General features: G+C 46.4%; 14 protein-coding genes. 9 read left to right on the top strand and 5 right to left on the bottom strand.

Annotated elements, in window-relative coordinates:
- Nucleotides 1-95: 95 nt before the first annotated feature.
- The 7 genes from MKZ04_RS12930 to MKZ04_RS12900 all read left to right on the top strand — a co-directional run bounded on the left by MKZ04_RS12930 (nucleotide 96) and on the right by MKZ04_RS12900 (nucleotide 5,744).
- The gene (locus MKZ04_RS12930) at nucleotides 96-1,049 is read left to right on the top strand and encodes a pectinesterase family protein (protein WP_197407105.1); all 954 of its coding nucleotides are present in this window, start codon (nucleotides 96-98) and stop codon (nucleotides 1,047-1,049) included.
- A gap of 172 nt (nucleotides 1,050-1,221) precedes the next feature.
- Nucleotides 1,222-1,608, top strand: a complete 387-nt coding sequence (locus MKZ04_RS12925) for a protein liaI (protein WP_023856236.1) — start codon at nucleotides 1,222-1,224, stop codon at nucleotides 1,606-1,608.
- A gap of 20 nt (nucleotides 1,609-1,628) precedes the next feature.
- The gene (gene liaH / locus MKZ04_RS12920; protein WP_341046074.1) at nucleotides 1,629-2,312 is read left to right on the top strand and encodes a stress responsive protein LiaH; all 684 of its coding nucleotides are present in this window, start codon (nucleotides 1,629-1,631) and stop codon (nucleotides 2,310-2,312) included.
- A gap of 106 nt (nucleotides 2,313-2,418) precedes the next feature.
- Nucleotides 2,419-3,282: a LiaG family protein gene (gene liaG, locus MKZ04_RS12915; protein ID WP_101561490.1), complete on the top strand. Its 864-nt coding sequence runs from the start codon at nucleotides 2,419-2,421 to the stop codon at nucleotides 3,280-3,282.
- Between the two features lie 30 nt (nucleotides 3,283-3,312).
- On the top strand, nucleotides 3,313-4,044 hold the full coding sequence (gene liaF, locus MKZ04_RS12910) for a cell wall-active antibiotics response protein LiaF (protein WP_130569246.1): 732 nt from the start codon (nucleotides 3,313-3,315) through the stop codon (nucleotides 4,042-4,044).
- Nucleotides 4,041-5,105, top strand: a complete 1,065-nt coding sequence (gene liaS, locus MKZ04_RS12905) for a two-component system sensor histidine kinase LiaS (RefSeq protein ID WP_095292302.1) — start codon at nucleotides 4,041-4,043, stop codon at nucleotides 5,103-5,105. The genes liaF and liaS overlap by 4 nt, the downstream gene beginning before the upstream one ends.
- 3 nt (nucleotides 5,106-5,108) lie before the next feature.
- The gene (locus MKZ04_RS12900; protein WP_130569245.1) at nucleotides 5,109-5,744 is read left to right on the top strand and encodes a response regulator; all 636 of its coding nucleotides are present in this window, start codon (nucleotides 5,109-5,111) and stop codon (nucleotides 5,742-5,744) included.
- 36 nt (nucleotides 5,745-5,780) lie between these two features.
- Here MKZ04_RS12900 and MKZ04_RS12895 read toward each other — a convergent pair whose 3' ends face one another.
- The 4 genes from MKZ04_RS12895 to MKZ04_RS12880 are packed head-to-tail and all read right to left on the bottom strand — an operon-like array spanning nucleotide 5,781 to nucleotide 9,837.
- Nucleotides 5,781-6,164: a hypothetical protein gene (locus tag MKZ04_RS12895; RefSeq protein ID WP_130569244.1), complete on the bottom strand. Its 384-nt coding sequence runs from the start codon at nucleotides 6,162-6,164 to the stop codon at nucleotides 5,781-5,783.
- A gap of 43 nt (nucleotides 6,165-6,207) precedes the next feature.
- Nucleotides 6,208-7,329 carry a Ger(x)C family spore germination protein gene (locus MKZ04_RS12890; RefSeq protein ID WP_026580092.1) on the bottom strand — a complete coding sequence of 374 codons (1,122 nt, stop codon included), beginning with the start codon at nucleotides 7,327-7,329 and terminating at the stop codon, nucleotides 6,208-6,210.
- Entirely contained in the window at nucleotides 7,326-8,426 is a 1,101-nt protein-coding gene (locus MKZ04_RS12885) for an endospore germination permease (protein WP_026580091.1), read from the bottom strand. Before MKZ04_RS12885 ends, MKZ04_RS12890 begins: the two co-directional genes overlap by 4 nt.
- A complete protein-coding gene (locus MKZ04_RS12880) occupies nucleotides 8,395-9,837 on the bottom strand; it encodes a spore germination protein (protein ID WP_341046070.1) in 1,443 nt (480 codons plus the stop codon). Before MKZ04_RS12880 ends, MKZ04_RS12885 begins: the two co-directional genes overlap by 32 nt.
- A gap of 125 nt (nucleotides 9,838-9,962) precedes the next feature.
- Here MKZ04_RS12880 and MKZ04_RS12875 point away from each other — a divergent pair, with 125 nt between their 5' ends.
- On the top strand, nucleotides 9,963-10,130 hold the full coding sequence (locus MKZ04_RS12875; protein ID WP_341046068.1) for a YvzF family protein: 168 nt from the start codon (nucleotides 9,963-9,965) through the stop codon (nucleotides 10,128-10,130).
- Nucleotides 10,131-10,213: 83 nt separating this feature from the next.
- Nucleotides 10,214-11,602 carry a class II fumarate hydratase gene (gene fumC / locus MKZ04_RS12870; protein WP_095292311.1) on the top strand — a complete coding sequence of 463 codons (1,389 nt, stop codon included), beginning with the start codon at nucleotides 10,214-10,216 and terminating at the stop codon, nucleotides 11,600-11,602.
- A gap of 45 nt (nucleotides 11,603-11,647) precedes the next feature.
- Here the strand turns inward: fumC and MKZ04_RS12865 are convergent, their stop codons facing one another.
- Nucleotides 11,648-12,532 (bottom strand): TetR/AcrR family transcriptional regulator, encoded by an 885-nt coding sequence (locus tag MKZ04_RS12865; protein WP_101561491.1) that lies wholly within the window; start codon nucleotides 12,530-12,532, stop codon nucleotides 11,648-11,650.
- Nucleotides 12,533-12,716 lie beyond the last annotated feature (184 nt).

The following is a 12,716-nucleotide window of genomic DNA, read 5'->3' as shown; positions in this document are numbered from 1 at the left end:
GCCGATTGATCAAATCAAGCCGTTTTCCGGCAGGGGAAAACGGCTTTTTGTCGTAAACCTTTAAGTAAGCGTTTTCAAAGAGAGGGAGTGTTCAAGTGGTTAATCGGGAGGCAGCTGCTATAAGGCTGACGGTTTCGAAGGATGGAGACGGCGAATTTCAAACCATTCAAGAGGCGATCGATGCTTTGCCTGAGTACAGTCGGGAACAGAAAGTGATATTCATTAAAAAAGGAGTTTACAAAGAAGTCGTTCATATTCCGGCTACAAAGCCGTTTGTGAAGCTGATCGGCGAAGATCGTTACGAGACTGTGATTACGTATGACAACTATGCCGGAAAAGAAAAGGAAGGAGGAGGGAAATACGGCACGACCGGAAGTTCAAGCGTGTTTATTTATGCGGATCATGTTGAAGCTGAAAATCTGACGTTTGAAAACTCGTTCGACCGCACGAAAGTCGATACGACCGATACACAAGCGGTGGCGGTTTATGCGAAAGGAAACAGGATGACGTTCAAACATGTCAGGTTTATAGGCAGACAAGATACACTGTTTGTCAATGACGGTACACAATATTTTTATCAATGCTATATAGAAGGCGATGTCGATTTCATTTTCGGAGGAGCAAGAGCAGTGTTTGAAGAGTGCCAGATCCATAGCGCTGGCCGCGGGTCCGCTACCAATAACGGTTATGTAACAGCTGCGAGCACGCATATCGCAAAGCCGTTCGGTTTATTGATGACAAACTGCAGACTGACAAGCGATGCCGCAGATGGAACGGTATACCTCGGGCGCCCTTGGCATCCGGGAGGAGACCCCGACGCCATCGCCAGTGTACTATATCACCGCTGCGATTTAGGCGCACACATCAAGCCTGAAGGATGGACGGATATGTCGGGCTTTTCGGCAGCCGATGCCAGATTGTATGAATACGAGAATACGGGTCCTGGTGCGATATCACATGAGGATCGAAAGCAGCTTGCCGATCATGAGGCTGAGAAATGGACAATTGAAAACGTATTGGACGGCTGGAATCCTAAAGTTGAATCATAGCAAGGCAACGTGCAGAAAGACCGCTCTCTGGCTGAGATGAGCGGTCTTTTTATGCGAGCGGGTCCGATTTGCAGTACGACTAGGGTCGTACTGCAAAATCAATCTGTGACTCGTTTTGTCGAAGCCTGAAATTGACTATAGTAAAGACATGAACGAGAAAGGAGGAGCAAATATGAATATAAATGGAAAGTCCATCATCGGCTTTTTTCTAATCCTTTTTGGCGTCTCCCTGTTTTTCGGCGGAGGCCATTTCGGCGGATTGGTTACAGGTGCTATTGGAGCATTGCTTCTATTCTATTCCGTGAAAAAATGGAAGGAAGGGCGCCAGTTTGCCGCGGTACTGGCCGCGATCTTCGGCATCATGTTTTTGGGAGGGTCATTGCCGTTTCTGATCGGCATCGCGGTTGCTGCAGCGATGGTTTATTTCGGATGGAAAATGATGAAGCAGGATGACAAACAGAATGACATCCTTTATTCAGAGAAAACGGAGCCTTCTGCAGCTTCATATGACACAGGCTTTGATGCAGAGTGGGAAGACTTTTTGAAAAAGAATAAATAATATTTTAGGAGGACGAGATCATGGCTTTAAAAAGAATCAGAGACATGTTTGTCGCATCAGTAAATGAAGGATTGGATAAACTTGAGAACCCCCGGGTGATGCTGAATCAATACGTACGCGACATGGAAAGTGATATCGCTAAGGCGAAGCATACCATTGTCAAGCAGCAGACAATTGAACATAGTTTTAAAGGAAAAGTGGAAGAAGCCGAAAAGCTTGCTGTCAAGCGAAGAAACCAGGCTCAGCTCGCTTTTGATGCGGGTGAAGAAGAACTTGCTAAAAAGGCGCTCTCAGAAATGAAGTATTTTGTAGAAAAAGCTGCCGAATATAAGGACGCTCACCAGCACGCGAAAAAGCAGCTTGCCGAATTAAAGGAACAGCTTGAGACACTCGAAATTAAACTGCGCGATGTCAAAGACCGCAAGCATGCGCTGATCGCCAGGGCAAACGCGGTAAAAGCGAAAGAACATATGAATGCATCATTTAATAAAATCGACAGCGAAAGCGCCTACCGGGAATTTATGAGAATGGAAAACCGCATTGAAGAGATGGAAACAAAGGCGAACAGCTATGCTGAATTATCCGCTTCATCAAGCAGCCCATTCGGCCGCCTTGAATATGCAAAAGAGGTAGAAGAAGAGCTGGAAAAAATGAGGGCTAAAAAGACAGGCTTGGAAAAGCAGACGCCTGCGGGAAATGCGTAAACGAATAGGGGCTCTCATAGGCCCCTTATGCAATTTTTGATTTCTTTCATAGATCATTTTCCTTATAATAAGGAGCATACACTTACTAGCCGAAAGGGTAATCCAAATGAAAAAAACGGTTGGAAAACTGCTGATTATCGCCGGCATTCTTATCCTTGCCGGGATGATGTTGAATGGGCGCGAAGGCTTTTCATTCTTCGGCTTCGATGACGAGTCAGCCCGCACATATCATGCACAGGGAAAAGACATCGATAAAATTGACATTGATGCAAAGAGCATAACAGTCAACATTCAAGCTGAAAACCGCGATGATATAAAAGCTGAGATTTCGGGAAAAAACGTCCGGCTTGATTCGTCTGAACAGGGGCGTACACTCCGGCTTTCCGCTGATTCGAAGGGCTTTTGGCCGTTTTTCTGGAGTAAAAAAGAGCTGATTGTCAAGATTCCTTCTGAATATAAAGAAGATCTGGCGATTTCTTCGGGAAGCGGAAATGTCAAACTGTCCGGCGGCGGTCTGCATTTGCGAAATGTAGCCTTGAAGTCGGGAAGCGGCAGCCTCAAGGCCGATGATCTTCAGGCGGTAGACCTTTCTGTAAAAGGGACCTCGGGGTCGGTCAGGCTGGAAAACGTTCAAACCACAGAAGGCGACATCCGCTCCACATCCGGTCATACAAAACTTGAAAATGTCACCGGCAGACTGAGCATCAAACAGACTTCAGGCAATTTGCGCGCTTCTTTTACAGAGATCAATGATCCTCTGAGCATCAAACAAACATCCGGAAACACCAAGCTTAAACTTCCCGATGATGCCGACATCAGTCTTAAAGCCGAGTCGACAAGCGGAAATATCAGTCATTCCTATTCATTTGATCAAGTTGCCAATGAAAAGCGGACACTGACTGGAAAAAAAGGAAATGGAAAAAATAAAATCGACATCTCCATCACGAGCGGGAATGTCTCAATTGAGTAATCAACAAAAAGAAAGGGGGCTCGAGTCAGCATGCGACTTACTAAAAACCAGCTGATCGGACTGATCATCGTACTCTTCGGAATCAGCATATTTTTGCAAAACAGCGGGCTTGGAGACGCGTTATTCTGGCCGCTCGCTTTTCTTTTTGCCGGTTATTTTCTCCATAAATATTCCCGCCGCTGGCTCGGGTCTGTCATGTATATCTTTGCGGGCTTTCTGCTGCTGAAGGACATCTTCAGCATTACATTCAGCCTGTTCGGCTTCTTCTTTGCCGCATTCTTAATTTATGCGGGGTACCGGCTGGTGACAAATCAGCCGGTATTTGATCGCCATAAGCCGAAAGGCAGGGAGAAGGAAAAGACGGATTCCAAGCCGCTTCAGGAGAAGAACAGCCCGGGACAGCGCAGCTTTTTTTTCGGTGATGTAAAATTGATGAAAACACCTTTTGACTTAAATGACTTGAATATCTCCGGGTTTATCGGTGACGTGAAAATCGATTTGTCAAAAGCGATTATTTCAGAGGGAGAAAACACCATCGTCATCACGGGGTTGATCGGAGATGTCGATATTTACATCCCGTCCGACCTTGAAGTGTCCATCAGCTCCTCTGCGTTCATTGGAGACATTGACGTTATCGGCGGCCGAAAAAGCGGCATCGGCAATCAAATCTATACCGAGACAGAGAATTACGAGCAGTCGGCACGACGGGTCAAAATTTCGATTTCGCTGTTTATCGGCGATGTGGATGTGCGGTTCATATGAGAACGAACAGGCTTGCAAACATTCAATGGCGCGCCGTCCGCTTATCCCTAGGTGTCAGCTTTACGATTTTTCTTGCTGTATTGGGCTTTATGCTGTTTTACTACCAGCTGGATCCGAGGGTGCTTATCGTTTCCAGGTGGTTCGGGATTCCTTTTATCGCGCTTCTCGCATTGATCAGCGCAGCTGTCGGATTCGGCTCAGGTTATATGTTCGGCAATCAGCTGAAAAAACGGCTTGAAAAGCTGATCGAATCCATTCTAAAGTACGAAAACGGCAACTTTGCCTACCGGATTCCGTCGCTTGGAGACGATGAGATCGGACTGGCCGCCGACCAGCTCAATGAGATGGCCAAACGGATCGAAAGACAGGTCGCCTCTTTGCAAAAGCTGTCCAACGAGAGAGCGGAATGGCAGGATCAAATGAAAAAATCGGTGATCTCTGAAGAGCGGCAGCGTCTTGCGCGCGAATTGCATGATGCGGTGAGCCAGCAGCTGTTTGCGATTTCCATGATGACTTCGGCGGTATTGGAGGGGATCGATGCTGCCGCTGACGAAAAGCTCGCTCAAAGGCTGAAAATGGTCGAAAAAATGGCGGCCGACGCCCAGAATGAAATGAGGGCGCTGCTTTTGCATTTACGACCTGTTACCCTTGAAGGGAAAGGTTTAAAAGAAGGGCTTGCAGATCTTTTGAAAGAATTTAAAGCGAAACAGTCGATCGACATCGATTGGGAGATCGAGGATGCAGGCAAACTTCCGAAAGGTGTGGAAGACCACCTGTTCAGGATCGTTCAAGAAGCGCTCTCAAACGTGTTCCGGCATTCAAAAGCGACAAAAGTCACCGTCAGACTGCTGCTCAGGAACAAGCAGCTCCAGTTGAAAGTCATTGACAACGGTGAAGGATTTATGATGGACGCCGTCAAAACATCTTCATACGGGCTGAACTCGATCAAGGAAAGGGCCAGTGAAGTCGGCGGAGTGGCCGAAATCATTTCATTTACGGGAAAAGGAACACAGGTTGATGTAAAGGTTCCGATTTTTGAACAACAAAAAGGAGAGGCTTAAAAGGTGATTCGAGTATTGTTAATTGATGATCATGAAATGGTGAGAATGGGGCTGGCCGCTTTCCTGGAATCCCAGCCTGATATTGAAGTGATTGGAGAAGCATCAGACGGGAAGCGCGGCGTTGAATTGGCACTTGAAACCAAACCCGACGTGATTTTGATGGATCTTGTGATGGAAGGGATGGACGGAATTGAGGCCACGAAAGAAATTTGCCGGCAGCTTGCCGATCCGAAAATTATCGTTCTGACGAGCTTCATTGATGATGACAAGGTCTATCCGGTCATCGAAGCCGGAGCGCTCAGCTATTTGCTGAAAACGTCGAAAGCGAGTGAAATCGCCGATGCGATCAGGGCTGCGAGCGTTGGAGAACCAAAGCTTGAAGCCAAAGTCGCAGGAAAAGTGTTGTCCAAGCTGAGACATTCAGCCGGCGAACAGCCCCTTCATCAATCGCTGACAGCGAGAGAATTGGAAATTCTCAAGCATGTAGCAGAAGGCAAAACGAACAAAGATATTGCCGAAGAATTATTTATCACCATTAAAACAGTTAAAACGCATGTGACAAACATCCTTTCCAAGCTTGAAGTCGACGACCGGACACAAGCCGCAGTCTACGCCCACCGAAATAAACTTGTCGACTGACAAAACAAAAAACAGCTTTCTCAAGAAAGCCGTTTTTCAGCCGTTCCAATATTTTCGGTCCTCATCTGCAGGAAGAGTGAATGAATCTGTTTCAACCGTGCGGGCGGTAAGTTGGGCGGTCTCGTTTTCCTCGCGTGCATGTTCGCCCGCTGTGCCGTTTTGGCAAATGATGCCGAGCCGCTCGGTTACTATGGCATTGTGCTTCTCCTGCAAGTCGATCAATTTGCCGATGCCTAGCAAAATGAATCCGCCGATGAAGCAAAAAAACGGAGTGGTGAGGTATGTGCCGATCGTAAAGAAAAGCATCGACTGCGAATCCTCCATAAACGGATCATAAGCGACATCGCTGATAATGAATCCGGACAAAATGACGGCCGCTGCAATCAAAAAAATGCCTGTCATGTGCAATATCCGCTTCAAGCTCATCACCCTTTCACACACATTTTATCAGAAAAACGGGCCGCTAGCTGCTTTTTGTCGCACCTTTTGTCCCAAAGTCCTGAATTGTCGCTTTAATGTGAAAGTCGATATCGGCTTCGCTGAAGTGTTTATCCCAATTGGATCTGTCTCTTTCCCATTCCTTCGGAAAAGTGATTCGGGCATTGTCGGAAAGATCGGTGACGTCCGTTTTGATTTCGTGCTGCAGGACATGGATCAGACGTTCAACCCGCTTTTCGATGTCTCTTTGAACCGATTTCTCAATATTTTTAATGTATTGATCATTAAAAGAATCCTCCCCAAGATACCAGTCTTCTGACAGCCTTCCTTTAATATTGGCATTGATGACAAATTTGTACTTTCCGTTCTGCCTCATCGCCCGAACGCGGTGTGTCATCGAAAACACTTCATACGAGAATAAATGGCCATCATGCTTTGAGTCGATCACCCCTCCGTTTACATGGCCCGTTAATAAATTCAGCGCTTCGATCTGAGGAGGCGAAAGGTTTGCATGATATTTGTTGTTTTTGATCACGGCGCCTCCTTCAAGCTGCAGCTGCCCCTTTTCGACGACAACCTTCGGCATGATAAAAGACAAATCGGACTGCAATTTGATTGAAATGTCGCCCAATGTAACAGGATCGAGCAGCTTGATCGTTGATGCTCTGTTTTCAGAGATGTTGTGGATCACGTCAGACGCGGGATCTCCGGCATCATCAATCTTCAAAATGCTGCCGGCCGCCCCGGGCGTCATATAGACCTCACTGCTCCTTCTGATGCTGTTGTCCCGGATAAACTGATTGATCAACGCTTCCAGAGAAATATCGGATACAAGATCCTCCGAGAAAATCAGGACTTGCAGATGCTGCGAGAATACCGGGAAATTTTTCAAAGCGGTGGAACGGATGGTTTGATGAACCGTATTTCCAGAAGTGGACACCACTTTGGTCGGATCCTGAGCGCTGCCGTCTTGTCCGATCTTTTTAGGAACGAGAAACTGATACGTCAATTTCACCTTTTTATCATCCTCACCTTTATCGAGGGCAAGGCCGATGGCGATGCTGAGTTTTTCAATCTGCCTGCTGTCCCAGCAGCCTGTTAAAAGGAGAAGCAGGGACAAGACTGCTAACATTCCCTTTTTTTTCACGAAGACGTAAACCTCCTTTTGACGGACACGAGCAAAAAGATCAGCAGCGGGAGCGCACAGAAGACAACGATAAAGATATACCCGAGGTAATCGCTGAAGGCGCTGACCTGGTTGGCGTCCCGCGGAACAAGAGATGCCAGATAAACAATGGCGCCGACAAAGAGGACGTTTTTTTTCACAGGCCATCCGAATACGTTTTCAAGTCCTGAGGCGGCAAAGTACGTATAGACGACAAATGTTGTGAAAAACTGGATCGTCCAAATGACGAGCAAAAAAGATTCGAACCTTTCGATGAAAATCCCTCTTATCTCAAAAGACTGAAATAACGAGATCGTCGGCCATGTCATTGTCATAACCTCAGTCGCTGTCAGCGCCCCGACAACGACCGTGAAGGTGAGAATATATAAGAAGAGCGGGATCCCAAATCCGATCGCGGATGCTTTAAAGAGCTTTTCTTTGTTTTTAATGTATTTCGGCAGAAACATCATCAGCTCCACCCCTAAAAATGAAATGGAAACCACCGTCAAAGCTCTGCTGACCGGCTCCAATCCAAGGCCGAGAACCGGACGCAAATGGTTCAGCTGAAACATATTCATGCTCAGTCCGTAAACGATGAGAAGAACGACGATCGTAATGGACAGAAAGAACGGAAATAGCTTGGACATATCGCTGATACCGCCGATGACCAAATAAATTGCACAAACGATAAAAGCAAAAATTGTCACGCCCATCGGTGTGAACTGAAGAAGGAAAAACTTTGCCATTTCAGCCATTGCCCTTGCTTCAAAGCTGGCCACGCCCATGAAGTATAAAACGATTAAAAGGTTGAGAATATTCCCGATCATAAAGCCGCAGCCTTCTCTTGTGTAATCAAAAAAAGACAGGACGTTGTGCTTTTTAACGATTTTGGCATTGATGTAGATAATGAGAAAAAAGACGAGCCCCTCTACGATCAATACGATCCATCCATCTGGCGACAGCGTCTTTTGCGTCAGCGCCCTCGGCAGCGTTAGCAGGCCTGCCCCGAGCATTGTGCTCGTAATGATCGAAGCGGCTTCATATGTGCTAATCCGATCGTGCTGATTTCTTGGAACCATTTTCAGGGTTCACCTCCCGGTCTTTTGTTGGCAGACGAATGATGGCTTCATCGGTATGTTTTAAGCTGAAAAAATGGTTCGGGTTAAAATACGCGATGCCGAAGCTCCTTTGCCTGACCAAATGAGTGAAGATGACGAGCATGCATAATATGATCCCGTAAAGTCCGAACACGGATGCAGCTATCATGGAAATAAACCGCAGCACGCGAAACGACAGACCCATGCCGTACTGCGGCACAGTAAATGACGCAAGGGCGATAATGCTGACGATGATTACCATCACGGAGCTGACGATATTGGCTTCGACCGCCGCCTGGCCGATGACGACTCCTCCCACGAGGCCGATTGTCTGGCCGAGCGGATTGGGAAGCCGCAGTCCTGCTTCCCTTAAGAGTTCGATCGTTACTTCCATAATCATCGCTTCAAGGAGCGGCGGAAACGGCACATTTTCGCGCGTGCTTGCAATCGTAACAGCGAGTGCTGTCGGCAGCATCCCTTGATGAAAAGACACAAGCGAAATATAAAACGCCGACAGGAACAAGGTGATGAAAATCGAGCTGAACCGGAGAAATCTAATTAAGGTCGCGGCGATCCACCTCTCGTAAAAATCGTCCGGGGACTGCATCACCATTCCGAAAGAAGCGGGAACGATCAGGGCAAATGGCGAGTAATCGACAAAGATGGCGATCCGTCCATTAAACAGCGCTGAAGAAACCTTGTCAGGCCTTTCGGTGTTCTGAATCTGCGGGAACGGCGAGTACTTATTATCCTCGATTAATTCTTCAAGAACCCCGGTATCCTGAATGTCATCCAGCCGAACCTTCTTGAGGCGTTTTTTTAGATCTTTAATGACCGAATCGTCCGCTTTGCCCTGGATATAGATAATGGTCGCGTCTTTAAACTTGTTCTTGCCGATCGGTATTTTTTCCACGGTCAGTTCTTGATCCGGGACACGCTGCCTGACCAGGGCCACATTTGTATCGACATCCTCGATAAAGCCGATTTTCGGGCCTCTGACGACGTTTTCCGTATCTACGACTCCAAGACTTCTTTTCTTTTTCTCAGATGTCGGCAGCGCAAAAATAACATTCATGCCATTGATCAAGAGCAGGCACTTTCCTTTGAATATCGCGTTGATGGCGTCTTTTTCTTTTGTAACGGGTTCCGCATTCAGCTTATTTAAACGGAGACGGACATCCTCCAGTGAATAAGAGCTGTCATCCGAGACCAGCAATTTCGCCGCTTTTTGGATTTTCTTATCATCATTCAAATCTTTAAAGTACAAAAAGTAAAAAATGATTCCGTTTTTCAGCATTTTTTTGTTTTGAATCAGATCATCGTTGTGCTCAAGATGGGGAAGAAGAATTGCGAGATTCTCATGGATGTGTTCCTTGAATTCCGACTGAGTCATGATCGTCACCTGCCTGGTGTTTCTGGAATTTGATATAGGTTATCTTTTCCTGTTAAAAAAACAATATACTGTGTTACAGTAGTGTTTGGTGAAATTTTCATTGAACAGAGACGGAGTGAGAAAAGTTGGCGCAGATCAGGCTTACGGGGAAACCGGAAGAGATTGAACGCATTATCCAATCTTTTTCTAAGCATTATGAGGTTTCATATGTATCGAAAGAATACGGCAAGACAAACCCGAAATATAAATATGCAAAAGATTCCCGAGTTTATATTGAGCTAAGATTAAAATAAAGATAAAATTTAAATGGAAGGGTTTTATCGATTTTTATCGAAATATAGATTATTGCAGATTGAGAGAAGGAAGGGATTCGAAAGTGGATTACAGAATTGAAAAAGATACGATGGGTGAAGTCAAGGTTCCCGCCGATAAGTTTTGGGGAGCTCAAACCCAAAGAAGCAAGGAGAACTTTAAAATCGGTTCTGAGAAAATGCCGCAGGAAATTGTGTATGCGTTTGCAATCCTAAAAAGAAGCGCCGCGATTGCCAATGAAAAGCTTGGCAATCTTGAAGCGGAAAAAAAGGAAGCGATTGTTTCCGTATGCGATGATATTTTAGAAGGAAAGTATGACAGCCATTTTCCGCTGGTCGTCTGGCAGACCGGGAGCGGAACACAGAGCAACATGAATATGAATGAAGTCGTGGCAAACAGGGGAACGGCTTATTTGCAGGAAAAAGGCTCAAGCCTGAAGATTCATCCGAATGATGATGTCAACCGCAGCCAAAGCTCTAACGATACATTCCCGACAGCGATGCACGTGGCTGCTGTCCTCGCGATTCACGATAAACTGATCCCGGCGATTGACCGCTTGAGAGGCACGCTGCATGAAAAAGCTGAAGCGTTCAAAGACATTGTCAAAATCGGCCGCACTCATTTGCAGGACGCGACACCGCTGACATTGGGACAGGAAATCAGCGGCTGGGTATACATGCTGGACCGTTCTAAAGAGATGATCCTTGAATCGGCTGACAAAATCCGCGATCTTGCCATCGGCGGAACTGCCGTGGGAACAGGCATTAATGCTCACCCTGAATTCGGAAGCACTGTTGCCGGAGAGATCAGCGCCTTGACCGGACAGACATTCAAAAGCTCGCCTAATAAGTTTCATGCGCTGACAAGCCATGATGAACTGACACACGTTCATGGCGCACTTAAAGCGCTTGCAGCAGATCTCATGAAAATCGCCAATGATGTCAGATGGCTTGCAAGCGGACCGCGCTGCGGAATCGGCGAATTGATTATTCCGGAAAATGAGCCGGGAAGCTCGATCATGCCTGGAAAAGTAAACCCTACGCAAAGCGAAGCGCTGACAATGGTCGCATCCCAAATCATGGGGAATGACGCAACGATCGGCTTTGCCGCGAGCCAGGGGAACTTTGAGCTGAACGTCTTTAAACCGGTGATTATATACAACTTCCTGCAATCCGTTCAGCTTCTTGCCGACGGCATGAATTCATTCCATGACAAGTGTGCCGTGGGAATCGAGCCTAATCGGGAAACAATTGAAAAGAACCTGACCAATTCTCTCATGCTGGTTACGGCTTTAAACCCGCATATCGGATACGAAAATGCGGCGAAAATCGCGAAGCTGGCCCATAAAGAAGGGCTGACGCTGAAAGAAGCGGCGCTCAAACTGAACCTTTTAACAGAGGAGCAGTTCGACGAAGTTGTAAAACCTGAAGAAATGGTGAAACCGAAAGCATAATCAACAAACCGGCTGCATGTATTGCAGCCGGTTTTGTTTTGCGAATCATCCGTGCGGATGGTGCATGTCTTTTTTGATCAATTCAGCGAGTTTGTCCGTTTCTTTTCGAATCGCATCATATTCCTTCAAGTTGGATATCATGCCTTTGATGATGGCGTTTTTGCGCTTTTCTTTTCTAAGCTCTTTTTCCAGAATATCCAGGCTTTCGGCAAGGTCGGCAGGAGGAGCCCCGTTGTACTGCTTGTTCGCTTTGATCCGCATTTCATTGAGGAGGGCGTCCTTCAGCGGATCAAATGTGTAAAAGGGGCCGAACCACTCGTCTGCTTTTTCGAATGAAATCAGCGGCTGATCATTGCGCTTGATCATCCCCTTTGCCAAATCGTCGAGGCGGTTCAGCATGTGGTCGGCGAGAGACTGCAGGTCGAACGAATGGTGCAGCAAAATCATCAGCTCAAGATAGACATCGCTCATTCCGTTGATCATAAAGCACAGTTCGGCGCTGTACGGTTCAATGTCTTTGCCGTAAATGTTCTGGATGTTTTCGATGTGCAGCCTGAGCGTGGTTCTCCGCATTTTTTTCGCGAACGCTTCAATTTCGTCATTGATCGGCATTGACCGCTCATTAAACTGCATCGTGATAAACTCTTTGTGCTCCAAAATGTTTTCGAAAAAAACGACGAGCTGCATCCGGTACACATCGCGCGGATGGTCATGCTCCGTTTTGATTTTCTGAATTCGGGTAAAGATTCTTTCATAGTAGTAGTGAAGGACTGAAAGGAGGAGCGCTTCCTTTGATTTAAAATAAATGTAGAAAGCGCCTTTTGACATTTGGCACTCTTTTGCAATCTCCTGAACTGAAGTAGAGCTGTATCCTTTTTTTGCGAAAAGTTTGATGGCTGTTTCAATAATGACTTTCTCTTTTTGTTTCATTGCTTTCACCTTCCTGAAAGATCGAACCCGAAAGCGGCTTTCGGCGGACCGTGGTGACTGGCGGGTCACTTTTTCTGCTCCGTTATATTTTTAACTAGATTGTAACTTGTTTTTTTGTTTGATATTATTTATATTATAAAGTAAGGTGACCGAGTGGTCAAAATTTGTGGAGAAAGGGTGAAGG

This window comes from Bacillus sp. FSL W7-1354 (assembly GCF_038002405.1).
Lineage (GTDB): Bacteria > Bacillota > Bacilli > Bacillales > Bacillaceae > Bacillus > Bacillus paralicheniformis.
Note: the sequence above shows the minus strand (reverse complement) of the source record. Positions and strands in the feature narration are given on the sequence as shown.